The organism is Tolypothrix bouteillei VB521301, from assembly GCF_000760695.4.
In the GTDB taxonomy this organism is placed as follows: Bacteria; Cyanobacteriota; Cyanobacteriia; order Cyanobacteriales; family Nostocaceae; genus Scytonema; species Scytonema bouteillei_A.
Window position 1 is genome coordinate 3,224,649 of record NZ_JHEG04000001.1, and the last position, 25,467, is coordinate 3,250,115.

Sequence of the window (25,467 nt, forward strand, 5' to 3'; positions counted from 1 at the left end):
GCGGAAGCGCTGGCGACTTTCAAATAAATGAAACCCGCTTGCGGGATTGAAACATTTTAGCTGTTTTTATTTCGATAAAGTGGATCTTTCAAATAAATGAAACCCGCTTGCGGGATTGAAACAAGCTAGCTACTATAGATACAGATAGGCAGAGGTGCTTTCAGTAAATGAAACCTGCTTCGTTATGAAACTTTTATTGTCTATTTAAGTAAGTTGACGGATTAAAGAATGAATACTACTCAATTAATAATGAATGGAGATACACAAACGGTTATATTACCTAAAGAATTTCAATTACAAGGTAATGAAGTTTATATTAAAAAAGTAGGTAATGCTGTGGTACTGATTTCTAAGGAAAATCCTTGGCAAACATTATTTGATAGTCTAGATATTTTCTCTGAAGACTTTATGGAAAATAGAGAACAGCTTTATTTAGAAGACAGAGAAGATTTGGAATGAGATTTTTGTTAGATACAAATACTTGCATCTACATTATTAAACGTAAACCAAAGAAAGTACTAGATAAATTTCAAGCGTTAGATATATCTGACGTGGGAATTTCATCAATTACAATTGCAGAACTTGAATACGGCGTATACAAAAGTCAACGTCAAGAGCAAAATCGGATAGCGCTGACTCAATTTTTAATTCCTTTACAGGTTGTACCTTTTGATGAACAAGCAACACAAACCTATGGAAACATTCGAGCAGAGTTAGAGAACCAAGGAATTGTAATTGGGTCTATGGATATGCTCATTGTATCTCAAGCAATTTGTCTGGGGTTAATTTTAGTCACTAATAACGTGAGAGAATTATCACGAATCCCCGCACTGATGTTAGAAAATTGGGTGGATTAGTCCACCAAGTGAGAGAGTGCATACCATTTTGGCAAATTGCCCTCAGAATAAAATTCTTGGGCTATACGTAATGAAGAGGGCGCTACGCAGGCTTTAATTAAGTCCGCGTTGGCAGACTTAGCCTGTTCGGTACGCAAGATCATTACCTACGGTTCCGAACAACCTCGACAGCAAGATACAATAATATTATGATGCTATCCGCACCTACATTTGAATTATTCAAAGCATTAAGGGTATACCTCGACAGCAAGATACAATAATATTATGATGCTAGGGTAATCTTGCAAGTTTTTTGGCAGGGCAAAGCACGGGCAAAAACCCCCACCTCCCGCCAAATCGTCAGAACCTTGACAAATCAATACTTTCAGCGATTGAGGTATGAGCAAGAGCCTTTTGATGAAAGCCTGAAATGGACTTTTCAAACAGTCCTGCCAAAAATGGTCTTGGAAATGGCTTTACACTTAGCTTCGGTTGGGCTGCCCTTTCAAATGAATGAAACCCGCTCGCGGGATTGAAACCTTTCAAGACCTTCTTAACCCAAGATATTTGAAAGGCTTTCAAATGAATGAAACCCGCTCGCGGGATTGAAACCAGCATCTTGCGATTCAGTGCGTGGGTACACACCTCTACTTTCAAATGAATGAAACCCGCTCGCGGGATTGAAACACGGTGCGGGGAGTGGGAGGAAATCACTCTCCGAACCTTTCAAATGAATGAAACCCGCTCGCGGGATTGAAACAATTCAATCGAGATTGACTATGGAAACATCCCCTTTTCTTTCAAATGAATGAAACCCGCTCGCGGGATTGAAACCTGACAGTTTGAATAGCGATCGCTTTGATATCTTTTAAACTTTCAAATGAATGAAACCCGCTCGCGGGATTGAAACGATCCAAGATGACCTCGTTGTGCCGCGTGTCGCAACTTTCAAATGAATGAAACCCGCTCGCGGGATTGAAACATAATGAAATTGAATGCGTCTGTCCCAACTGCGGTCACTTTCAAATGAATGAAACCCGCTCGCGGGATTGAAACCGTTCCCTTTCATGTCTTTAATGTATTACATATAACTTTCAAATGAATGAAACCCGCTCGCGGGATTGAAACATTTCAAACGCTGACATTCAGCAAATTAAGACAGAACTTTCAAATGAATGAAACCCGCTCGCGGGATTGAAACTGAATTACACGCAGCAACAGATACAAGCGGCAAACTTTCAAATGAATGAAACCCGCTCGCGGGATTGAAACTGACAAAATTTTATTAGGAGATATTCAAATGGCGTTCTTTCAAATGAATGAAACCCGCTCGCGGGATTGAAACTTTCAGCCCAATAATCAACTTTAATCTCATTACTAACTTTCAAATGAATGAAACCCGCTCGCGGGATTGAAACAATAAAAGTTTGGTCAGATATTAAATTATTCTCCTCTTTCAAATGAATGAAACCCGCTCGCGGGATTGAAACTTCAACCACAATTCAAAAGCTTCTTGAGCCACTTTACTTTCAAATAAATGAAACCCGTTCGCGGGATTGAAACAGAAATGCCTGTAAAGCTAAAAATTGATTTTGAACTTTCAAATAAATGAAACCCGTTCGCGGGATTGAAACAGCCCTTGCGGAAACAGTTTCTTGCCGACTCGCGAGTCTTTCAAATAAATGAAACCCGTTCGCGGGATTGAAACGAAAAGACAATTGCTTCTACGTCATCGATTTGGTTCTTTCAAATAAATGAAACCTGCCTGCGGGACTGGACTCACCGCCTACGTAGACTAATAAATCACAGCCAGCGAAGGCAGGCTTTGTTTGTGTAGCCCCAGAATTCTATTCTGAGGGGTACTCCCACAGATTAGGTGTCACATCTGTACTTTAAGCAGAGATAAATCAAACTGGAATTTCGATAATCAACTCTGTACCTTTGCCGACAACTGAATTACAACTTAACTTACCACTGTGAATTTCTTCGACAATTTGCCGAGAAATAGCCAAACCCAATCCCGTACCTTTACCAACTTTTTTTGTACTAAATAAATTATCAAATATTTTTTGTTTAACTTCTTCCGTCATTCCTTTACCATTATCAGCAATAGTAATCTTAACTTTTTTATCTTGCATTGAAGTTGTAATTGTAATTCGGTTGGTGTCTGCCTGAATTTCTACAAAACTGCGTCCGTTATTTGATTCATCTAATGCATCGATCGCATTTGCCAGAATATTCATAAACACTTGGTTTAACTGTCCCGGAAAACACTGTATGGGAGGTATATTTCCATAGTTTGTGATAACTTGAATTTCCGGACGTTGTTCGTTAGCCTTGAGGCGATGTTTGAGAATTAGAATTGTACTGTCAATACCCTCATGAATGTCAAATGCTACTTTATAATCTTTATCGGCACGGGAGAAAGTTCTTAAACTGGTACTAATATTTTTTAACCGATCGCAAGCCATAATCATTATATCAATCATTTTAGGTAAGTCTTCTAAGCTATAATCCAAGTCAACTTCTTCGGCATGTTTAATAATTTCTTCTCCAGGATTCGGGAAATATTTTTGATACAACTCCAAGTGTTCCTTAATATCAGAAATCATGGGTTGAGTTTGTTGGAGGGTAGCAGCAATAAAACCGAGAGGATTATTCATTTCATGAGCAACTCCAGCAACTAAATTCCCCAGTGCTGACATTTTTTCACTTTGGACAATTTGTAATTGTGCTTGTTGAGCTTGTTGGTAAAGCCTTGCATTTTCTAAAGCAATGGCAGCTTGAGCGCATAATATTTGAATAACTTCTAAGCGATCGCGTGTAAATACGCCAATCGTCAATTGATTTTCTAGATACAGCAACCCAATTAACTGACCTTGATTCAAAATCGGCGTACACAGCAGACTTTTGGGTTGTGACTGAACTAAGTACGGATCGGCAATAAAATCGTTTTGGTCTGTAGCATCATCTAATACAATAGTTTTTAAGCTTCGTTTGACGTAATTTATGAACGTAGTAGGAATGTCAACACTGGTTTCATAAGGTACACAGGGTAGATTGACCCCTTCATTTGCAGTTGCTATTGCCTCAAGCATGAGAGTATTATTTTTGAGGATGAGCAAAGCAGCTTTTTTCGCTCCAGCATTTTCCATCACCACTTGCATTAAGGTAGAAAGTAATTTATCTAGTTGAATTTCACTAGATAAAGCTTGAGTGGCTTTGAGGATGGTAGCAAAATCCAACGCCGAGTAGAGTGTTTTACTACTATGGCTAGATGTTTGGTTCGAGAAATGAATTGTGCGCTTAACGATAGTGTCTGAGGAATTAGAAGTGAGTTCTTTGTGTTGTAGGATAGGTTTTAGTAATTGCAAATAGCGTTTTTCTAAATCGTCGATTTTGGCTTTTGCTCCCCAACGAGCATAGCAGTAGTAGGCTTCTTGCATGTAAATTTGAGCTACTTTTTCTTTACCCCAGCCGAGGTAAAATTTAGCTGCTAGCTCGTTGCTAAGTGCTTCTTCTTGGGTATACCCATTTTCTTTGGCTCCAGAGATAGCTAACTCGTACATCTCTATTGCTTTGTAAGTTTGCCCCAATACGCGATTTTGCTCTGCTTCCACCAGGTAGTATTTATGTCTGAAGTTTTGGGGTGCATGGTCAGCCCAATTCCGCATCTTCTCCTGATTTGCTTGTATTTGCTGTAAATATTGTTGTTGCTCTAAATCGACATTAGGATATTGAGCTACTAAAGCAAGAGAACTGTAGAAGTTGTAGGCTGGGAGAGTCGTCATATTAGCAGAAGCAACAATGTACTCCCCAGCCAAGGAATTGTAAGTCACTGAGTTTTCATAATCTTCTAATAAATAAAGCAAGATTCCCTTTATTAAATAAAAGTTAAACAGTAAGGTTTGATTGCCGCACTCCTGTAGTATGGGCAACAGTTTAACCTCATCGCAACCTTCACCAATTAGACAATATGGATTTGCTGAAAGACCTCTAAGATTTAGAACAAGTTGCTGCCACATACCAGCATAGTAAATAGAATATTGCTGTTTTAATTTTTGCAATAATTCTAGAGACTCAATTTGCTCTTGCTGGACATAATCCAATGGTTCGCCCATTAAGAACAAATTAGTGCATCTGTCTTTTGAGCAAAGAGAGGCATAATAAAAATCCCCGCTTTCTAGCCCGATATTCATAGCCTCTCTAAGTGGCTGAACTGTCTCTCCGATTGGCTCTTTCCAGTGTCTCAAAACTAAATTGAACATTGTATGAACGATACAGTAGTAGGAGCGTGAATTGAATTTAGATAACAAACTAACTGCTAATTCTCCAAATTGATATCCAGAATTAATATCTTCACTATTTACCAATACCGATCCATAAAAAACATAACTGACAGCAGCAATTACAGAATTGCCAAATTCCAGGCAGAGTTTAACTGCTGTAAATGCAAGTTTGGCCAATAAATTTGGCTCTGCCATAATTGCTGAAGTATAAGCATTAGACAGAATACGCATTGCTGCTAATGTATTGGGATTGGCCATAACTGGCAAATTGATTAAGTTTTTAACAACTAAATCTTTTGGCGGTTCTGTCTCCAAAGGAATATCAAGCAAATTTAAAGCATTTAGAGTTATTTCAATAGCTTTCAAAGCATGATTTTGAGAGGAGTAAGATAGAATTGCAAGATCGTATACTTTGATTTTATCCAATAATGCTTTTGCATACTTTAAAGTTACATCAGCCAGTTGCTTTGCTCGTTCTAAGTCTGTATTTAGGAAACAAATCTCTATCATTTCTAAGTGGAGATTAAGAGTCAAGTCATACTCAGATATCCAGCTTTCTTCAACTAGGAGATTTAATCCTATATTCAAATAATCGAGGGCGATTTTATAAGCAGCGGATGTTTTTGCTTTTTGTCCGGCAAGCAAATTCAGACGGACTAATTCTGTTTTCTCTTTAACAGACTCGATGAGGAGAATACCTTTATTTAAGTGATTGACAAGTTCAAATATATTGGCTGTTAATGCATCGTGTGGAGTGCTTTGTAGTAGCAGTTGTCCAATTTTCAGATGTGTTCTCTGTTTCCACTCTACAGGAATGAGTCCATAAGCGGCTTGTTGAACGCGATCGTGCAGAAACTTATAAGTTAATGCTGTCTGTCCGTGTAGTATCCTAGCAGAAGAGTTGTTAAATGCTGAGTTATTTTCTGGCTGAGTTTGCCCGATATAAAACTTATAAACGTCACTCCCCGGTAGAACAAATCCTTCTTGCAATGCTTGCCATAAAACATCTGCTGTTTCTGCTTGCGAACGCTCTGATACAATCGCTAACGTCTCTAAATCAAAATTATTTCCAATACAAGCTGCTAGTTTGAGAACCTCCTGTGTAGCTGGTGGTAACTTTTGCAATTGTAAGGTCATAAATTGAACTACATCATCTGTTAAAGCCAAAGTTTTAACGCGAGCAATATCCCACTGCCAGCTTCTAGCATCCAAATCAAATACAATTAGCCCATCTTCATATAATGCTCGAAGGAATTGGGTACTAAAAAATGGATTGCCCTTAGTTTTTTGATAAATTAATTTAGTTAGTGGCTGAGCGATTTCAGGTGGGCAGGTCAGTGTATCCGCAACGAGTTGATTTAAACTTTCTTGGGAGAGAGCGTCTAATATAATTGTATTAATTTCTGTATTTGCCATACTCATTTTCTTCAATGTTAATATCAAAGGATGACTGGCAAAAACTTCATTTTTTCGATAAGCTCCAATTAACAAAAAATGCCCGTTTTCTGATTCACTCATTAATACTTGCATTAATTTTAGAGATGCCGAATCTGCCCATTGTAAATCATCCAAAAAGATAACCAATGGATGTTCTTTTCTAGTAAATACTTTAATAAATTTCTGAAAGAATAAATTAAAGCGATTTTGTACCGCATCTCCCGAAAGTTCCGTTACTGTTGGCTGTTTGCCGATAATACTTTCTAATTCGGGTATGACTTCAATAATGACTTGTCCGTTATCCCCCAGAGCTTGTAAAATTTTATTTTTCCAAATGGACAATTGAGCATCATCTTCACTCAACAATTGTCCCATTAAATCGCGAAAGGCTTGCACAAAAGCTGAAAAAGGAATATTACAATTAAATTGGTCAAATTTGCCTTTAATAAAATAGCCATGCTGGCGCACAATAGGTTTGTGAACTTCGTTGATAATTGCCGTTTTCCCAGTCCCGGAAAAACCTGCTACCAGCATTAATTCTGCCTTCCGCTTCTCCTCAACACGAGCAAAGGCTGCTAGTAATTTTGCAACTTCCTTCTCCCGACCGTAGAGTTTTTCAGGAATAATAAAGCGATCGCATAAATCCCGTTGTGCTATCTGAAAACTCTCAATTTTGCCTGAATCTCTTAATTGCTGCAAACAAGTTTCTAAATCGTATTTCAATCCTAACGCGCTCTGATAACGGTTTTCAGCATTTTTCGCCATCAATTTCATCACGATGTTATCAAGGACTTGGGGAATCTCTTTTCCTTTTGACCTTAAAGCAGGTGGTTGTTGGGCAATATGACAATACACCAACTCCATCGCATCATCCGATTGAAATGGTAATTCTCCCGTCAGTAACTCGTAAAACGTAACACCCAAAGAATAAAAATCAGTTCGGTAATCAATCCCGCGATTCATCCTCCCTGTTTGTTCCGGCGATAAATAGCTCAAGGTTCCTTCCAGAACATTAGGGCTAATCAGTGTTTGAGTCTCTCTTGGCAGCAAAGATGCAATACTAAAGTCAATTAACTTAACTTGTTTTGTTTCTGGATTAATTAAAATGTTTGCGGATTTAATATCTTTATGAACGATCCTGTTGCGGATGAGAATATCTAATGTATCGCATAGAGAAATAGCTATTTGTAAAAACTCAATCAGGGTTTCGGGGCTTTCCCCCATCCCCCTCTCTCCCACTCTCTCCCGCCATTCTTTCAGGGAAATTCCTCCAAAATCTTCCATGACTAAAGCATAGCGATTTTGGTAAGCTTCCAAGCTATATGTTTGAATAATTCCTGGCAAGCTAAGATGTTTGGTAATAGTATATTGATTGCGAAACTGTACCAATTCACTAAAGCTAGGATAAGGATTTTTTTGCAGCTTAATGACTACAGGTTTGCCATCGACTTCTCGATATCCTCGATAAACAACGGTTCTGGAACCATCATAAAGTTTTTCATTAACTTTATATTCAGGGATGCTAACCTGAGTGGCAATCATACTGCGTTCATCCTCAATGCTTCTGGATTTATTATTCCCAAAGAGCAAGAAGCAATTTACGAGTTTAAGCCAAGGCAATCCCCGTAGAAATTTTACTTTTCATGACACAATTTGGTTTGCGATCGCTGGCTTACTAAGTCTGCAAAAAATCAACAAATACTGTGCCACTACTGCAACTGGCTCTCACCTAAATATCTAGTAAAAGTCATCCATTCAGGTGAAGCCATATACAAGCAGAGAAAATAGTATAAAGGAAAGTTAAGCAGTATAACTCCGTTTGCTGACACACGCTCTCGATGTATTAATACTTATATTCCCCCTGAAGTTTTTATAACTTCTACTCTTTTATCAAAGCTTGTTAAGTAAAAAAACATACATTATTAGTAACATGACTACATATTTAGAAATTCCTGTCATTGGTAAAAAAGTGAAACACCCATTGCGTTGGGCGATCGCTTTAGTAGCCACTGGTGCCTTAGTTGCAGGGACTGCCACAACGTATAATGCAGTTATCGAACAAGCAGCAAGAAAACAAGATATTACAGCCCTTACCATTCCAGTGGGAGCAAAAGATGTTGTCTTAAGAATTTCTGCAAGCGGTAAGGTTACACCAATCCAAAGTGTAAATATTAGCCCGAAAAACTCTGGAACTCTTGTAGAGTTGTACGTCGAGCAAGGCGATAAAGTGCGCCAGGGGCAAATTATTGCCAAAATGGATAGCGCAGATATTCAAGCTCGCATCCTTCAAGCCCGTGCTAACTTAGCACAATCCCAAGCTCAGTTAGACCAAGCCCTTGCAGGAAATCGCCCTCAAGAAATTTCTCAATCCAGAGCGCGTTTGGAACAAGCAGAGGCGCAACTTGCTGAAGCAAAAGCAGGTAATCGCCCCCAAGAAATTTCTCAAGCCCAAGCTCAAGTAGATGCAGCTAAAGCAAAAGCTGATTACACGAGCGAACAGGTGAAGCGTTATCGATACCTGTACGAACAAGGCGCGGAGAAAAAACAATTACTAGACCAAGCTGTCAGCGAAGATAACTCTGCCAAGGCAAATTTGCGAGAAGCTGAAAAACGTCTAGCTCTCCAACAAAGTGGAACTCGTTCTGAAGAAATCTCTCGTAGAGAAGCTGCTGTTTCCGAAGCACGCGCCTCCTTACAGCTTTTGGAAAGTGGAACTCGTACTGAGGAAATAGCTCAACGCAGGGCGGCTGTTGCGGCTTCTCAAGCTCAAATCAAAATAGAGCAAGTGAATTTAGATAATACAATCATCCGCGCTCCCTTAACAGGAGTTGTCACCCAAAAGTATGCCAACATTGGTGCGTATGTCACACCAACGACTTCTGCATCTTCGAGTGCATCAGCTACTTCGAGTTCGATTGTGGCTGTCGCACGTGGCTTAGAAGTTTTGGCTAGTATCCCGGAAGCAGATATAGGCAGAATCAAACAGGGTCAGCAGGTTGAAATCACGTCTGATGCTTATCCCGACCAAGTTTTTAAAGGTCATGTACGCTTGATTGCTCCTGAAGCCGTGAAGGAAGAAGGTGTCACCTTGTTCCAAGTGAAAGTTACCATTGATACTGGTATAGATAAGTTACGTTCTGGCTTGAATGTGGATATGACTTTCTTGGGAGACAAGGTACAAGGTGCTTTGTTGGTACCAACAGTCGCAATTGTAACGGAGAAGGGCGAAACGGGTGTTTTGGTACCTGATGAGAAAAATCAGCCTAAGTTCCGCTCGGTGACTGTTGGAGCGCAAGTTCAAGACCAAACTCAAATTTTAGAGGGTGTAAAACAGGGCGATCGCGTCTTCCTCAACCCACCACCTAACTACAAAATTCAGAAGATGCAACAACAGCAGAACAAATGAACATCTTAGAAAGCGTTAAAATGGCAGGAAAAACCCTGCTGTCAAATAAGTTACGTAGTGCCCTCACCATGTTAGGTATTGTAATTGGTAATGCCTCAGTTATTGGCATGATTGGTGTTGGTGAAGGCGGTCAAAAATACGTTAACAAGCAGTTGGAATCTTTAGGACCAAACGTGCTGTTTGTCATTCCTGGGAATCGAGAAACCCAACGCATCTCCAACGAAGTTCCGAAAAACTTGGTGTTGGAAGATGCAGAAGCGATCGCATCTCAAGTCCCAACCGTCGCCGGAGTGGCTCCAGAGTTAAACGGGAGATACGTTATTACAAGTCGTAATAAAAATACCAACGTCAATATTATTGGCACAACAGCCAGCTTTCCATTAGTACGAGATTTTAACACTGCTAAAGGGCGGTTTTTTACTGAAATCGACCTAAAGCGGAACAATCAAGTCACTGTACTTGGTGCTGAGTTGGCAAAAAGGCTTTTTGGCAATACTAACCCTGTCGGTCAGCAGTTGCGGATTAAAAATTCTAGCTTTCAAGTTATCGGTATATTGGAAGCAAAAGGCTCAAGCCTTGGTGCAAACTACGACGAAGCAGCCCTAGTCCCAATCACGACTTCAGCAAACAGACTTGTAGGCAAAAATTCTCCCTATGGTATCGCTTTAGATTATATCGTTGCTTCTGCACGCGATAGCAACAGTGTTGATGCAGCAGAATTTCAGATTACCAATTTGCTACGTCTGCGGCACAAAATTACTACCGAAGATGACTTTAGTATCCAAAGTCAAAAAGACGCCCTACAAACTATCGGTCAAATTACAGGTGCTTTGACCATTATGCTAGCTGCAATAGCAGGAATTTCTCTATTCGTTGGTGGTATCGGCATTATGAATATTATGCTCGTCTCCGTTACCGAACGAACTCATGAAATTGGTTTGCGAAAAGCTATTGGTGCAACTCCACAAGATATTTTGCTGCAATTTACAATTGAAGCAGTGATTCTTTCAGCAGCAGGCGGTTTAATTGGGACTGCAGTTGGTGTCAGTGGTATCGTACTGGTAGCTGCTGTGACTCCCTTAGAAGCAGCGATTTCTCCTTTTGCGATCGCAACGGCTGTTGGTGTTTCAGGTGCTATTGGTTTGTTCTTTGGTATTGTTCCCGCACGTCGCGCTGCTAAACTCGATCCCATCGTAGCTTTAAGAAGCGCGTAAGAATTATGAATTATGAATTATGAATTATGAATTATGAATTATGAATTATGAATTATGAATTATGAAAATAACATTGAAAATTAGTACTATATGAATTATGAATTATGAAAATAAACTAAAAAATTAGCATTACATGATTGGCTCACAAATGAATTATGAATTATGACTAATGACCAATGACAAATAATCAACTAAAAACTCAAACCTCAGAACTAGTAACTGTTTCCCAACCTGCTATTATTCGCTTAGAAAGTATTTTTAAAGTTTATGGCACTGGTGAAACTGAAGTGCGAGCGCTCAATGATGTTAACCTTACCGTAGAAGAAGGGGAGTATTGTTCTATTATGGGACCTTCTGGTTCTGGCAAATCTACAGCCATGAACATCATTGGTTGTTTAGATCGCCCGACATCAGGACATTATTATTTAGATAATATCGATGTCGCCCAGATGAACGATACAGACTTGGCACATATTCGCAATAAAAAATTGGGGTTTGTTTTCCAACAGTTTCACCTGTTACCTCAACTTTCTGCAATGGAAAATGTGATGTTACCCATGGTATACGCTGGAGTCAAATCCAGCGAACGTCGCGATCGCGCAGCTGAAGCACTCAAAAAAGTTGGTTTGGAAAAACGTTTTAACAACAAACCAAACCAACTTTCTGGAGGACAACAACAAAGGGTAGCAATTGCAAGGGCGATCGTCACACGTCCGGTTGTCCTTCTTGCTGATGAACCTACAGGCGCTCTTGACTCCCGCACTACGCAAGAAGTTCTCGATATTTTTAGCGAACTCAATGCAAGCGGTATTACCGTCGTCATGGTCACTCACGAACCAGACGTTGCGCGTCAAACAAGGCGCATTGTGTGGTTTCGTGATGGTCAAGTCGTTCACTCTAACTTAACTCCATCTGATTTGGCTCATATGGCTAATGGTTAGTAGTTAGTAGTTAGTAGTTAGTTGTCATTAGCCATTAGCCATTAGCTATTTACAAACTTGCCGTTTTACCAGTTTGCGCTTGTGTTTCAATGGGCTTAACAGCGGTATAACCCATTTGTCCGACAATTGTCCGCAGTACAGACATTTGCTCTTCAAAATCTAATCCTTCTATTTGAGAAAGCACATTATTAATTGCATCAGTTGCTTTGTAGTTTCCTGGTATATCAACAACGTTCTTACCCATAGCAACCGCCCATGCATACCAAACAAAAAGCTGGTTATTTTCTTTTATAGCACCGTATGCACGAGAATGTTCTGTGTCCTCACGATTCACAATTTGTCGCATAATCGCTAATTGTTCGTCATCAGACAGTTGAAGATATTCATCACCTATAAGTCTTGGTGCTAGTTCTGGTTCGGCTGCAGCTGGTGCAGCTGGAGTAATAGAATCACCCATTTTTTTATAGGCATAATACAACCAAGCAAGTTTAGCATCAGTATCTAAACGATTAAATGCATCAACTACTTTTTGAGTTTGCTCGCTTAAGGCTTGAGGGGCTTGTTTATTGTAACTTGCAGTCATAATGTATCTCCAAAATTATTTAAATTGTTAGTGCTTAGTAGTAAGTGGTTAGTTGTTTTTGTTGACTCACAACTAACCACTCATTACTAACTCTTACTTATTATTAAGGCGTATCAAAGTTTTATAATCTAATTCCACCACCAAGAGAAAGAGATTAAAAAAAAATGTTTTCTCTGTCTTTTAATAGAGGTAACAATCTACCTTAGGATGCCAAGGAAAAAGTAGATAGCTTTGATACAATCGCTACATTGACAAAATTACCTATGAGGTGACCTATGCCTGACGAAATCAAACCTGATGCATCTCAAGCACCTACTCATGATGCACAACTAGCAGCGGAAAACATGGTAAGTGGCGAAGAAAAAACACCAAAAGTTGATTTTGAAGCCGATTACCAAGCAGCGCAGAAAATGAGTGTAAGTGATATCGATCGCACTGGTGAAGGAGCAAAAGCTGCTGCTGAAGCAACCGCACCAGAGCATGAATTACGCTCATCGGGAGAAACAAACACGGTTGCAAAGGAAACTGGTAATCCCGACGATTATATAGATATGGCAAAGGATGTGAACTCTTCTAAAACGGAAGCTGTCACAGAAGTGAGCGACGATCTCGTGAAACAAGCTTTGGAAAAAGGGCAATCTAAATAGTTAATGGTTAGTTGTTAGTTGTTGTTTGCTACTGTCTGTAGGATTTCTAATTTAATTTTTGAAATATATGTAGGGTGGGCTAAAGCTTATCGCATTTACGATCTAAGTTTTGGCAATCGGTCCGCCCTACTAACAACTAACAACTCTTTACAACATCTAACAGCTGACTGGGATGGTGAATGAGAAAATCTGGATTTTGCTGTGCAAGAACTTCTTGCGAATTGAATCCCCAAGTGACGGCTACAACTTTGATATTTGCTTTTTTAGATGCTTCAATATCTCTAGTTTCATCTCCAACATAAATAGCTTCTTGAAGCTTGATTTGCTTTTGTTTTAAAACATTGTTAATTATTGTAGTTTTTCCAAATATAGTGACTCCTGAATAGATAAATTCAAACAGATCATCTAATTCGTTTACTTTCAGAAAAGCTGTTACATTCTCTTGGGAATTAGAAGTAATAATTCCCAAACGATGTCCTTCACTCTTAAGTTCTATCAGCGCTTCTTTAATTCCTAAAATAGGTTTTAATTCTTTGATTTTATTTTTTAACGCTGCTTTCACCCTTTTCACTAGAAATGGTATTCTAAAAACTGAAATACCTGAATACTTAATCACTTCCCTAGAACTAAGGTTTCTTAAAAGAGCAAGCTCTTCAGGTGCAATTGGTATGTAGCCAAACTCTTCAGCAAGCCGATTGGCAATAACTACAAGAGCATCAAGTGTGTCAGCAACAGTACCATCAAAATCAAAAATAATGACTTTCTGAATCATCTGAAGTATAAAGTATGAAGTATAAAGTATGAAAGGAAGGTGAAAGTAAAAAGTATGAGATCTGTTTATAAAGTTATGCAACACAATTTATATTGCATTTTTCATCCTTCATAAGACCTCCTAAATCCTTCATCCTTTATCCTTTACCCTTCATCCTTGTTTTTTAATGCGTCTAGATTAACACGAGAATTTCGACGTAACATTTCCGGCTTAATCCGACGCAAAGCTGATGCTGGAAATCGTTGATCCCAGTCTCGATCTGATATTTCCGCCAATTCTACCAGCTTTGGTGCAACATTCCCAGGGTATGGCTGAAACTCTGACACATCTGTTTCTTTGGCAAAACGCTGATTCCAAGGACAAACGTCTTGGCAAATATCGCAACCTGCAACCCAGCCATGGAAATTAGATTTTACTTCCTCAGGTAATTCTTCATTCCGATTTTCAATCGTATGGTAAGCGATGCATAGGTTAGCGTCGAGCACAAATGGCTTTGTAATAGCACTTGTGGGACAGGCGTCGATACAACGAGTGCAATTTCCGCAGTGTTGGGTGTGGGGGCGATCGCATTCCAACTCTAGATTTGTCAGTACCTCTCCCAAAAAAACCCAAGAACCGTATTCGCGAGTAATAACGTTACCATTTTTAGCAATCCAACCTATTCCAGCTTGTTGCGCCCATACTTTATCTTGAATCGGACCAGTATCTGCATAATAACGGGCTTGCACTGTCTCCGAGCCTTCTTGCAGCCACATTGTTAAAGCTTTCAGTTTTTTATGCATGACCTTGTGGTAGTCCCTTCCCCAAGCGTACCGGGAAATTTTGGCATACTCTTGTCCCTCAGGGCGCTGGTATGGAGTGTAGTAGTTGAGAGCAACACAAATTACGGAACGGACTTCTGGCATAACACTAAAAATATCCTGACGCTTGGGGTTAGTCATCCATTCCATGTCCGCGTGATAACCCAACGCCAGCCATGCTCTTAACCTCTGAATTTCCGTACTTTCAACCCCGGTTACAGCAGCAATACCCACTTTATGAAATCCCAAACTCAGGGCTTTCTCCTTAATCGAACTGCTACTTGTTCCTGGGGATCGATTCATTTATCTTATCTAGAGATTGCCACAGGCTTTGCTTCTCTAGCATACATGAGACAGGCAATACCCCTATTTATTTTTTCTACCGATCGTATATGTAAATTTTATTTGCAGATTGTAAAGAAATAATGCATGATGTAAATCAAGAGGCAACACAACAGATATAAGCCTCACACACAACAGCAGCTTACTAACTCAATCGACTGTGGTGCCATTATGACATTCTCTACAGATTCAGCAAAAAGCAGCTTCTATAGCGATTTGAACTACAGCACTCAAACTAGTGATGCTGTTTCCTCCTCCATTGTTGTATTCAAGAGCTTAAATATAGATGACCAGCTAGCAGTACTTTGGTATGCTTACGTCGAAATGGGTCGTTCCATCACACCAGCAGCCACTGGTGTAGCGCGTTTACAGTTAGCAGAAGGTTTATTAGAGCAAATTAAGCAAATGTCTCATACCGAACAGTTGCAGGTAATGCGTGACCTGGCTGGAAAAAGAGACACACAAGTTTCCCGCTCTTACGGTATTTTAAGCAATAACACTAAGTTAGCTTTCTGGTACGAGCTATCAGAATTGATGGTAAAAGGTTTTGTAGTGCCCATGCCTCCAGGTTACCAGCTTTCTCGAGATGGTGCAAAGGTATTAGAAGCTCTCAAGCAACTAGACTTCGGTCAGCAAATTACAGTTTTCCGTAAAGTTGTAGCAGACATGGGCGTAGATCCCCTAGCTGACTAATTCAGAAACATACTCCCAACCTTCCTGTTTCGTTCCCTATAACCACTTTGGGGAACGATTTTTTAGGAGTCAATGGCTAATGGCTAGTAGTGAGCCATTAGCCATTAGCCACTAGCCATTAGCCATTAGCCACTAGCCATTAGCCATTAGCCACTAGCCATTAGCCATTAGCCATTAGCCATTAGCCACTAGCCATTAGCCATTAGCCATTAGCCACTAGCCATTAGCCATTAGCCATTAGCCATTAGCCACTAGCCATTAGCCATTAGCCATTAGCCATTAGCCATTAGCCATTAGCCATTAGCCAACTTCTATCTATAGATTGATTTATCCCCCTATAAGTAAATACCTCAAAAGCGGCTTTCATAAACAACTACTATTTTCTTCAATTTAATAATTAAGCCATACGCTACAGGTATATCTATGACTGCTGCTAAATCCACATCTACAGAGGTTAGCAAACAACTTCACATTGAAGGAGTTACAGAGCCAACTATATTGCGCTATTTTCAAGCTTTAAATTCGGCAGAGTTTGAAGCAACTGCTGCTTTGTTCGCAGAAGATGGTGTTATGCATCCTCCTTTTGAATCTGGTATCGTAGGGCGAGATGCGATCGCTCGTTACTTACAACAGGAGGCTCAAGGTGTGACCGCCGAGCCTCGTGAAGGCATTTCCGAAGCACTGAATGAGGAGCAAATTCAGTTTCAAGTGACGGGTAAAGCACAAACATCTTGGTGCGGTGTTAATGTTATGTGGTTTTTTACCCTCAATCAACAACGACAAATTGTTTACACAAAGATAAAATTGTTAGCTTCTCCGCAGGAGTTACTTGCTTTACAGAAGAGTTAGTGGCTAATGGCTAATGGCTAATGGCTAATAGCTGATGGCTAATAGCTGTTAGCTAATGGCTAACCAACCACTAACTAACTCTTAATTGCAGCCGTTTGTTGAAAAGAGCGCATGAGCAAGCTGCGTCCAAGCTCAAGATCTTTAGATGCACATTGCCAATCTGGGTGTGCTGTTCTCAACAAGCTTTCTAAAGTTTCTTGGTCAAATAGATGCCAAACTACAGCACCGTTTATTTCTCTTTCTATGGCGTAGCAGTTAGAGCTAATACAGTAAATTGTGCAAGCGCTTGCAAGTCTGGTCAAAGTCATCCTTTCTTGAGGTTGTAGTGCCCGGAACTCCCGAAGAAAGTGTTTTAACTCATCTATAGAAGACACCGTCAACCCTGGTATTGCGACTATTAGATTTGTGTCTCCGTTTACAGCGATCCAGTAATGACGGCTCGGGTCAATTCCCTCTAGCCAGGGTAATTCATCATCAAGACGGTAGCGTGGTGACAAACAAAAGGGGGGTTCTATAGGTGCAACCATGACTTTGTTATCAAAACCTTACTCCCATATTTAATGGTGAAGAGCTTATAAATCAAATAAACTTAGTAAAACTTATTAATTTTCTTAATATTTCTTATATAAGTAGATATACTGAGGTGTTGAGACATAGAAATATAGAACTTCTGCCTTTAATTATTAATAAACTAATGGGTGACGATTGAGGCGACTGGATGCAGCCGTACTAAAATAGGTAACCTCCTGATAAAAGACTAAAGCCAAATGACCGAGGTTATAATTTTGAGTTTAAATTGCTGATGCAGGTTGAGATACGGTTTGTGCTGTTTCTGGTAAAGTAACTTCTAACTTGAGACAGTTACCCCCGTTGACTTGTAGTTGATATTCAACCTTATCCATCAAACGATTTATAATTAGCCAACCATATCCTCCTTCTTGTCTGTCAGTGGGACTCGGAGGGAAGTAGTTCGACAAATCGTAGCCTTCGCCGCGATCCCATACTTCCAAGGCAATATCTCTATCTTTTAGTTCCAAACGCAGCAAAACGGGTAGATAGGGTTGGTCTTTATGGGCATGACGCACTACGTTGGAGTAGGCTTCCACCAAAGCTAAGCGCAGGCGAGTTGATTGTTTTGACCAGTCAACTGAGCTTTTAAGATGGACTTCTAAGCAGCCGAGCAACCAATTTTCGACTATGGTTAAAAATTTTAAGTCGCTTGGTACGTGAAGCTCACTTTTCATGATTTACAAAACCTCCAGCGAAAGAATAGTTTGGTCGTCCTCTTGCACTTGGGTATCTGCCTGGATGCGAGCAAGTAGAGATTTGAGGTTGAGAGGTTGTGCTTCTTCTTTTAAAAGCTGCCATAACCCCTCTTGATTTAGCATAGAACGGCTGGCTGGTTGAAGGCTACCCGAAGAATTTACGGCTAAAGGGGTCTTTTCCGAAACCATAGCTTCAGTAATCCCATCACTTGCTAGCAGCAGGATATCTCCAGGTGCAAGAACTAATTGACCGTACTTTGACATCCATACTGGTAGGATACCCAAAGGAACGCTGCGTGTTTTAAGATACTGGGGAGATTCTGATAAATTTCCTCGGGATGACCAATGAAGTGGATAGATATGCCCTGCGTTAGCATAAACTAATTCTCGAGTGCTGGGAGTGTAACGCGCCAAGAACAGAGTAATAAAGCAATTGTTGTTTATGAGATCGTTGCACATCGCTTGATTGAGATTGTGCATTACCATATTTGGCATTGGCGAGCTTTCTTGAGATAATTCCCGACGCAATACCGAAATGGCACTAGCCATAAACAAAGCAGCTGGCACTCCTTTACCTGAAACATCACCCACTGCCAACCATAAGTCTCCTTTGGGATGGGCAAAAACTTCAAAAAAATCCCCTCCCACCTCTCGGGCTGGATAGCAACAGGCTTGCACGTTCAAACCTTTGATATCGGGCATGGTTTGACGCAGGATATTATTTTGAATTTGACGGGCTACCTCTAACTCAGCATGAATCTGCTCCTGTTTTTCTTGCAAGCTCTGGTACAGTTTTGCTTGAAATAGGGCTAAAGCAGCTTGTTCGGCAACGCCCGTAATAAGTTTAATATCTTCTTCTTGCCAGTGCCGGATATGTTTGTATTGATTGAGAGTAAGGACTGCAAGCAACTGTTGTTGGTACACAAGAGGCACAACTAATTGCTGGTACTCTTTACCATCTTGGGTATTAAGTGCAAGTTGATATTGCTTGGTTTCTAAGACTTTTTCTATCAGAGGATCGAGATCGCAGGCAAAATCCGTTTCTAGCGATTTGGCATTTTGGTAGTAAGATAAACCCAAGGTCAGGCGATCGCTTTCCACAGGTTTCAGTTGACAGCAATTTGCTTCAAAGGTTTGACCGATAGTTGCTACTATCTTTTGCAACATACTGTGGTAGTTTAAAGACTCTCTAATTGCTGTGGTTACGGCATTAAAGAGCGATTCTCGCCGCAAAGCATGAGTTAACTCTTGAGTTCGTTTCTTAACAACTCGATATATATCACCCGCTTGTTCGACGACTTCTTTGAGTCGATCTGGTTTCCAAGGTTTGGTAATATATTTGAAGACTTGACCGGAGTTGATAGCTTCTACCAAATCTTCGACATCTGTAAAACCAGTTAGGAGAATCCGAATAGTATCCGGAAAACGTTCTACAGTACGACTGAGAAGTTCCGTTCCGTTCATATCTGGCATTCTCTGATCGGAGATAATCACAGCCATCTCGCCTTCTTTATCCAAGATTTCTAGGGCCGTGAGGGCATTACTGGCTTTGTATACCTGAAAATCTCGCCTAAAAGTACGGTAAAGTAAATCTAAATTATCTGGCTCATCGTCTACTACCATGAGCCTCAGTTTGCCTTCCTCTGTATCAGTCATACTTGACTTCAATCTTTAAAATATTTTAACGGCAAGATGCCTCACTTAGTATTTAAAACAACAATAACAAAAAGATTTTAAATGAACTCCTCCACACAGGACAATTTAACACTCAATAAAGAGAAAACACTATTGGCCTTACCAGCTATTTGATAACAATAGGTTAATCAAATACGTAACAAAGCAATAATTGTTACTTATGAGAGGATATTTTACTTATAAATTCCTCAATCCCGCCACAATCCGAAATCATTCTTATCCTACTAAGCCAGAACGCAAAGCCCGAACAGCTGCCTGAGTCCGGTCATCAGCACACAGCTTGTTCAATATATTTCGGACGTGAGTTTTTACAGTTCCAACTGTAATGTAGAGCCTTTCCGCAATTACCGCATTGCTACAACCTTCCACAATCAACTGCAAGACCTCCAACTCCCTTTCTGTTAAAATATAAGGATCGATATTTTCCTCTGGTTGTCCTTCAACAGCTTCTGAACCAGTGACACTCGGCTTGACGCTAGCTAAGGATACATCAGAACTGAGCGGGTTTTGCCGTGCTTGTTGCAGTACAATTCGAGCGATCGCTGGGTCAATCCAAGCATTGCCATTGTAAGTTACGCGTATAGCTTCGAGCAAATTATCAAACCTAATATCCTTCATGCAGTAAGAATCCGCCCCTGCGGCAAAAGCTGCCAACACAGCTTCTTTATTATCTCGCAAAGTTAAGATCAGGACTTTTGTGGCTGACTCATCCCCACTTGTCGATTTCAAATCTTTTGTGAGCTCGATTCCGTCTTTGTCTGGTAACCCGATATCAATAATAGCAATATCAGGGTGTAGCATTTTTAACATTTTTAACCCATCAGTCGCATTGCTAGCTTCCCCTACGACCTCAATCTCTTCTTTTTGCAATAATGCTGTCCGAATACCAACACGCGTTAGATCGTGATCCTCAATCAACGCAACACGAATTTTAGCCATGACAATTCTTGCCCCTACACTCTAGCTGTAAGATAGAGTTTACTAGAAAGTTTTGAAAGATGCAGTTTACAAATTTCGCCCAAAAGATATTTTTCACCCTTATAGGATAGGGCTGACACTACCCCCAGTAGGGTTACCCTACGACAGGAGCCGGAGGTTTGTAGGATCTAATGCATCACACTCACCTTAAGTATAGAGCAGCTACGTACTATAAGGGCTATAGGGGAAGAAACTGTATCCGGGCTTGAAGTATCTGTCAATATAGAGCACCACATACCATGAGGGGGCGCAAAATTTCCGGACAAGAAAAAATTTTTTGAGAAAATAGGTTAAAGTTTTATTCTGCAAGCACTGCTCCTTTACCAAAGAGTCAATCCTTGTTTTAGAACTTGAGTAAATGCTTCCAGAATCAACCTGCTAACCTATTGTTCTATATAATTTGCTGTAAAGCTCATATAAAATAAGCTATGTCTGAACGCAAGAAAGCGTTTTCAATATTAGGGCTACCAGTTCACGTAATGACCGATTACCCAAGCTGGTTGCTCCATCGCCTGCAACAGAGTAAAGGAACTCATGTGGTAACGCTCAATGCAGAAATGACTGTGCAAGCAGAGCGACACACACCCCTTGCTAAAGTGATTCAGAATGCCGATCTAGTCATTCCTGACGGAGCCGGGGTAGTTCTTTATTTGCAGTGGCTGTTGTGGCAGAATGTTCAAAGAATCCCAGGTATCGAACTTGCAGAAGCACTGTTGCGAGAACTGGGGAAGAAGAACTCCAACGCAAAAGTATTTTTCTATGGCGGAGCACCTGGGGTAGCCCAAAAAGCGTCAGAATTTTGGACTTCTCAGATCCCGAATTTAAATATAGTAGGTACTTATTGCGGCTTCCATTCACAAGAAGAGGAAGAACAACTGCAACAAACTCTTGTCCAACTACAGCCACAGTTAATTTTTGTTGGGTTGGGAGTTCCGCGTCAAGAGTTGTGGATTGCTCAAAACCGCCATTTATGTCCCAATGCAGTATGGATTGGCGTTGGTGGGAGTTTGGATATTTGGTCGGGTTTGAAAACCCGCGCTCCTGCTTGGTTGGGAAATAATAACTTAGAGTGGCTATATCGTCTCTACCAAGAACCTTGGCGTTGGCGGCGAATGTTAGCTTTGCCAGAATTTGCCATCAAAGCTTTTGTTTACAGGTTTTTTCGTGCATTAGTAAGTGGTTAGTCGTTATATCTCTACCAAGTACTTGCCATTGCAAGCGAGAAGCCTTTAGCGCACCACTTAGTACTTACAAATTTAGTTATCTATTTTTTTGATATTCCCAGGCAAAACCTGGGAATACTATTTTGTACTGACTTCTATTGTTATCTTTATGAATCCTTTACGGGTTCATAAAACTTTGACCTAACAGATTACATAAACTACCGACTAAAAGTGATGTGAGGAGTATTTGCGCTTCATGAAAACTGCTGTAAAAACTCAAGAAACTACTGACGCGTCCGTACAGGTTCAAGACAGCAAAACTCAACAGCCCGATAAGACTAATGCAGTTGTCATACAATTGCGCTCTGTCTCAAAAACCTATGCAAACGGCTGTCATGCTCTCGTAGACGTGAATTTGGAGATCCAAAAGGGAGAATTTTTATTCGTTACGGGTTCGAGTGGTTCTGGTAAATCTACTCTTTTAAAAATGCTTTATGGCGATGAGAAACCCACGCAAGGACGGGTGATTGTTGATGGATGCGACGTAACAAATTTAAGAGGGGATAGCTTATCAGTCATTCGGCGTCGCATTGGCGTTGTGTTTCAGGACTATAAATTAATTCTGCAAAGAACGGTAGCCGAGAACATAACAGTTGTGTTACAAGCTCAAGGCTATACCCGTAAAGAAATTCAACGACGTTTAGAACCTACTTTAAAACTCGTAGGTTTGTTTTCCAAAGCAGACTGTTTTCCCGACCAACTTTCTGGAGGGGAGCAACAACGAGTTAGCATAGCCAGAGCAATCGTAGCAACACCACCGATCGTTCTGGCTGATGAGCCAACGGGAAATCTCGATCCGGATAATTCCTGGCAAGTTATGCAAATTCTCCAAAAATTAAATTCTTTTGGAGCCACAGTTATTGTTACAACTCATGATGAGCAGTTAGTACGGCGCTGCAATCGCCCTGTGGTTCAAGTTCAACATGGAAGATTATATAGAAAGTGCTAATTGCTAATTGCTAATTGCTAATTGTTAGTTCTTAGCCATTAGCCCTTCCTTGTTCGCCAGTCTCCAGGGCACGGGTTTCCCGCCAAGCGGGCTGGACTGACCATTAGCCATCAGCCATTAGCTATTAGCCATTAGCCATTAGCCATTAATTAATAACAAAAACTAAAGTCATCAAGAGTAAATTGACCGTCAAAAGCGCTAAAAGTGACACGGTGAATGTCAGTTACCGATACAGAGAGTAGGGTATTGGGAAATGTAGCCTCGTCAGAATTGGCAAGGTTAGCCCCAGGAAGTATTGTTTGCGCGAGGAGTTGATTTTCGCGATCGTATGCTGACATAACAAGCCGTTGTGAACTTGTGACAAACGTACTGACAAAGTGAACCGGATGTAGAAAAGTGGCTTCTAAAAATCCGCTCTTGGGAGACCCCATCAATACTACCAAACCAGAGTGCGTGGGAAATGCTGGGTTTGAAGGCTGTATTGCTATACAATTGTTAAATATAACGCCCCACTGCTCGTACTGGCGCTCTACGATTTCAAAACATCTTAAATCCTCCAAATTTAAATAGGTACAGGTAGGTACATCAACTACCTGATTCTTGACAATTAATTTTCTTTGATCTTGTGAAGAAGAATCTATTTGATTTGGGAAATCAAAGTCGTTAATAGTAAATTTACGGTCTTCTAAACTCAGCTTTTGTTCCGAGTGAAGACTAGCTTGCTTTACCACGACACCCCGCCTTGTCATTTCTTAGAGAACAATTAAATTATTAATTACATAGAATGTCATCTGAAGAATGAAGTGAAAAGTATGAAGTATGAAATCAAGGCAAAGCTTTGAACTATAAATGATAAAGTCTTCATCTGTTAGACTTTACCCTTTCTTACTCAACTTTCCCAAACATCCTTCAACCAATCACTAGTACAATGCGGCGTAAATAAGGCATCTATTAGTAACAAACAAAAAGCTTAAATGAAAAGCTTCTGCTCTTTCTGCCACGTCAGTTGCTGTAGCCTGTGGAACCCCTTTAGGTACCTCCCATGTGCAAAGCGCACGCTACGCGATGCAAAGCTATGCCTGCATGGCTATACTGAGACGCTCTTGTCGCTAGTGCAACACTCTATGTGCAAGGCAGACACTACGTGTTCCTATAAGCTATGCCCTTAAGGGCTAGACGCTATCAGAACTGGTCTTACCGTCCACCACAGTGGCTCCTCTAACAAGCGTATTTCTGTCGCGCTGTACTAGTGATTAATTTAAACAACCATTTACAATATCTAGGGCTTTCACAAATATCAGTAATGTTTCTGAAAGACTAACATAAAAAGTTACTAAATAACTTCCATCGCAAGTTATATAGGCTACCAGTAAATATATTGATATAATTGTAAATTAGACAGTTAAAAACCTTTTTACGTAGAAAAAAGAACTATTCGTTACAAGTAATAATGTGTATAGATTTGCTAGATATAGTTAGCTTCAGATAAGTAGTGTGTAGATTGCATCCTCCTAAGGAGGTAGGTCAGACTTGAGAAGACAGTGGAACACTGGAAGTAAGTTAGTAGTTAGTAGCTGTCACTCACCACTAACAACTTACGACTAACAACTTACCAAAATTTATGTATCAACCACTAGGATTTGAGCAACGTTCTACAATGACTTCATTAGGTATAATGACTTACTATACTAATGAGGGTAAACCTTGGGAGAATAAGACAGAAAAGGAAACTTTGGTATTTTTACACGGTTTTGGAGGTGGATCGTCTGCCTATGAGTGGTCAAAAGTTTACCCAGCATTTGCATCTGAGTATCGTATTGTTGCACCAGATTTGATAGGTTGGGGCAGATCTGAGCATCCGCCACAAAGCTACAGAATTGAGCACTATTTAGACACTATCCGGGAATTTTTGCAAAAAACTTGCGACCGCGCCGTAACAGTTATAGCATCTTCTCTTACGGCAGCATTTACAATTAGAGTTGCGATCGCCCATCCTGAATTGTTTAAATCTCTCATTCTCACAACACCTGCAGGGCTTGCTGACTTTGGTGAAGATTATTCGCGCAGTATATTTGCTCAGATAGTCAGTATCCCTATAGTTGACACGTTACTTTACAACACGGGAATTGCGACAAGTGGAGGTATTCGCAGTTTCTTGGAGAGAAGGCAATTTGCCCAACCCAATCGGGTATACGAGGAAATTGTCAGCGCTTACTTGGAATCCGCACAGCAACCCAATGCAGAATATGCAGCTCTGTCTTTTGTGCGTGGGGATTTATCCTTTGATTTATCGCTCTACATCCAACAATTAACAACTCCTACTGCAATTATTTGGGGGAAAAAGTCCGAATTTACAGGTCCAGAAATTGGTCAGCGCTTTGCCCAAATGAATCCGAAAGCCATTCGTGTTTTTCAACAACTTGATGATGTGGGATTAACACCGCAGTTAGAACTACCTGCAGTGACAATTGGTTTGATCCGAAAATTTTTGCCAGTTTTAAACCAGCAATCGGTTTATAACGAGGATTCATGAGAAAATTTATAAGGA

Annotated in this window: 20 protein-coding genes and 2 CRISPR repeat arrays (1 of these 22 cut by a window edge); of the genes, 11 read left to right on the forward strand and 9 right to left on the reverse strand. The window is 40.4% G+C overall.

The annotated features are described in order from the left end of the window. Positions 1 to 123: direct repeats of the CRISPR family, unit length 37 nt; unit sequence CTTTCAAATAAATGAAACCCGCTTGCGGGATTGAAAC (it extends 639 nt beyond the left edge of the window). Between the two features lie 105 nt (positions 124 to 228). Further along, positions 229 to 459: an antitoxin gene (locus tag HC643_RS12860; RefSeq protein WP_038113323.1), complete on the forward strand. Its 231-nt coding sequence runs from the start codon at positions 229 to 231 to the stop codon at positions 457 to 459. Continuing rightward, the gene (vapC, locus tag HC643_RS12865; protein WP_038113324.1) at positions 456 to 857 is read left to right on the forward strand and encodes a type II toxin-antitoxin system tRNA(fMet)-specific endonuclease VapC; all 402 of its coding nucleotides are present in this window, start codon (positions 456 to 458) and stop codon (positions 855 to 857) included. The genes HC643_RS12860 and vapC overlap by 4 nt, the downstream gene beginning before the upstream one ends. Before the next feature lie 481 nt (positions 858 to 1,338). Continuing rightward, a CRISPR array of direct repeats spans positions 1,339 to 2,616; the repeat unit is 37 nt. 127 nt (positions 2,617 to 2,743) lie between these two features. Here the strand turns inward: vapC and HC643_RS12870 are convergent. Next, complete coding sequence (locus tag HC643_RS12870; RefSeq protein ID WP_038074938.1) at positions 2,744 to 8,104, reverse strand: trifunctional serine/threonine-protein kinase/ATP-binding protein/sensor histidine kinase; 5,361 nt, start codon at positions 8,102 to 8,104, stop codon at positions 2,744 to 2,746. Between the two features lie 388 nt (positions 8,105 to 8,492). Here HC643_RS12870 and HC643_RS12875 point away from each other — a divergent pair, with 388 nt between their 5' ends. The 3 genes from HC643_RS12875 to HC643_RS12885 all read left to right on the forward strand — a co-directional run bounded on the left by HC643_RS12875 (position 8,493) and on the right by HC643_RS12885 (position 12,123). After that, positions 8,493 to 9,968: an efflux RND transporter periplasmic adaptor subunit gene (locus tag HC643_RS12875; RefSeq protein WP_038074936.1), complete on the forward strand. Its 1,476-nt coding sequence runs from the start codon at positions 8,493 to 8,495 to the stop codon at positions 9,966 to 9,968. Further along, entirely contained in the window at positions 9,965 to 11,182 is a 1,218-nt protein-coding gene (locus HC643_RS12880) for an ABC transporter permease (protein WP_038074935.1), read from the forward strand. Before HC643_RS12875 ends, HC643_RS12880 begins: the two co-directional genes overlap by 4 nt. A gap of 176 nt (positions 11,183 to 11,358) precedes the next feature. After that, on the forward strand, positions 11,359 to 12,123 hold the full coding sequence (locus tag HC643_RS12885; protein WP_038079708.1) for an ABC transporter ATP-binding protein: 765 nt from the start codon (positions 11,359 to 11,361) through the stop codon (positions 12,121 to 12,123). A gap of 49 nt (positions 12,124 to 12,172) precedes the next feature. Here HC643_RS12885 and HC643_RS12890 read toward each other — a convergent pair whose 3' ends face one another. Beyond that, positions 12,173 to 12,706: an orange carotenoid protein N-terminal domain-containing protein gene (locus HC643_RS12890; RefSeq protein ID WP_038079706.1), complete on the reverse strand. Its 534-nt coding sequence runs from the start codon at positions 12,704 to 12,706 to the stop codon at positions 12,173 to 12,175. Between the two features lie 275 nt (positions 12,707 to 12,981). On the opposite strand from HC643_RS12890, the gene HC643_RS12895 reads away from it, so the two are divergent. Then, positions 12,982 to 13,353 (forward strand): hypothetical protein, encoded by a 372-nt coding sequence (locus tag HC643_RS12895; RefSeq protein ID WP_038079704.1) that lies wholly within the window; start codon positions 12,982 to 12,984, stop codon positions 13,351 to 13,353. A gap of 136 nt (positions 13,354 to 13,489) precedes the next feature. On the opposite strand, the gene HC643_RS12900 is transcribed toward HC643_RS12895, so the two are convergent. Both HC643_RS12900 and queG read right to left on the reverse strand, forming a co-directional pair. Continuing rightward, positions 13,490 to 14,125, reverse strand: a complete 636-nt coding sequence (locus HC643_RS12900) for an HAD-IA family hydrolase (protein WP_038079702.1) — start codon at positions 14,123 to 14,125, stop codon at positions 13,490 to 13,492. A gap of 143 nt (positions 14,126 to 14,268) precedes the next feature. Next, complete coding sequence (gene queG, locus HC643_RS12905) at positions 14,269 to 15,228, reverse strand: tRNA epoxyqueuosine(34) reductase QueG (RefSeq protein ID WP_038079700.1); 960 nt, start codon at positions 15,226 to 15,228, stop codon at positions 14,269 to 14,271. A 210-nt stretch (positions 15,229 to 15,438) separates the two neighbouring features. On the opposite strand from queG, the gene HC643_RS12910 reads away from it, so the two are divergent. Next, positions 15,439 to 15,960, forward strand: coding sequence for an orange carotenoid protein N-terminal domain-containing protein (locus HC643_RS12910; RefSeq protein WP_038079698.1), 522 nt, complete (start codon positions 15,439 to 15,441; stop codon positions 15,958 to 15,960). A gap of 423 nt (positions 15,961 to 16,383) precedes the next feature. Continuing rightward, positions 16,384 to 16,809: a nuclear transport factor 2 family protein gene (locus HC643_RS12915; RefSeq protein WP_038079695.1), complete on the forward strand. Its 426-nt coding sequence runs from the start codon at positions 16,384 to 16,386 to the stop codon at positions 16,807 to 16,809. Positions 16,810 to 16,883: 74 nt separating this feature from the next. Here HC643_RS12915 and HC643_RS12920 read toward each other — a convergent pair whose 3' ends face one another. The 4 genes from HC643_RS12920 to HC643_RS12935 all read right to left on the reverse strand — a co-directional run bounded on the left by HC643_RS12920 (position 16,884) and on the right by HC643_RS12935 (position 20,708). After that, positions 16,884 to 17,324, reverse strand: a complete 441-nt coding sequence (locus HC643_RS12920) for a hypothetical protein (protein WP_038079759.1) — start codon at positions 17,322 to 17,324, stop codon at positions 16,884 to 16,886. A 276-nt stretch (positions 17,325 to 17,600) separates the two neighbouring features. Further along, on the reverse strand, positions 17,601 to 18,053 hold the full coding sequence (locus tag HC643_RS12925; RefSeq protein WP_038079693.1) for an ATP-binding protein: 453 nt from the start codon (positions 18,051 to 18,053) through the stop codon (positions 17,601 to 17,603). A gap of 3 nt (positions 18,054 to 18,056) precedes the next feature. Next, positions 18,057 to 19,730, reverse strand: coding sequence for a SpoIIE family protein phosphatase (locus tag HC643_RS12930; protein ID WP_038079691.1), 1,674 nt, complete (start codon positions 19,728 to 19,730; stop codon positions 18,057 to 18,059). 255 nt (positions 19,731 to 19,985) lie between these two features. Then, the gene (locus tag HC643_RS12935; RefSeq protein ID WP_038079688.1) at positions 19,986 to 20,708 is read right to left on the reverse strand and encodes a response regulator; all 723 of its coding nucleotides are present in this window, start codon (positions 20,706 to 20,708) and stop codon (positions 19,986 to 19,988) included. A 467-nt stretch (positions 20,709 to 21,175) separates the two neighbouring features. Between HC643_RS12935 and HC643_RS12940 the strand changes: the two genes are divergently transcribed. Beyond that, positions 21,176 to 21,931, forward strand: a complete 756-nt coding sequence (locus HC643_RS12940; RefSeq protein ID WP_038079686.1) for a WecB/TagA/CpsF family glycosyltransferase — start codon at positions 21,176 to 21,178, stop codon at positions 21,929 to 21,931. A gap of 235 nt (positions 21,932 to 22,166) precedes the next feature. Next, positions 22,167 to 22,919, forward strand: coding sequence for a cell division ATP-binding protein FtsE (gene ftsE, locus HC643_RS12945; protein ID WP_038079683.1), 753 nt, complete (start codon positions 22,167 to 22,169; stop codon positions 22,917 to 22,919). A 149-nt stretch (positions 22,920 to 23,068) separates the two neighbouring features. On the opposite strand, the gene HC643_RS12950 is transcribed toward ftsE, so the two are convergent. After that, positions 23,069 to 23,668, reverse strand: coding sequence for a hypothetical protein (locus HC643_RS12950; RefSeq protein WP_202048608.1), 600 nt, complete (start codon positions 23,666 to 23,668; stop codon positions 23,069 to 23,071). A gap of 872 nt (positions 23,669 to 24,540) precedes the next feature. Here HC643_RS12950 and HC643_RS12955 point away from each other — a divergent pair. Continuing rightward, positions 24,541 to 25,452, forward strand: a complete 912-nt coding sequence (locus HC643_RS12955) for an alpha/beta fold hydrolase (protein WP_038079681.1) — start codon at positions 24,541 to 24,543, stop codon at positions 25,450 to 25,452. Positions 25,453 to 25,467: the final 15 nt, after the last annotated feature.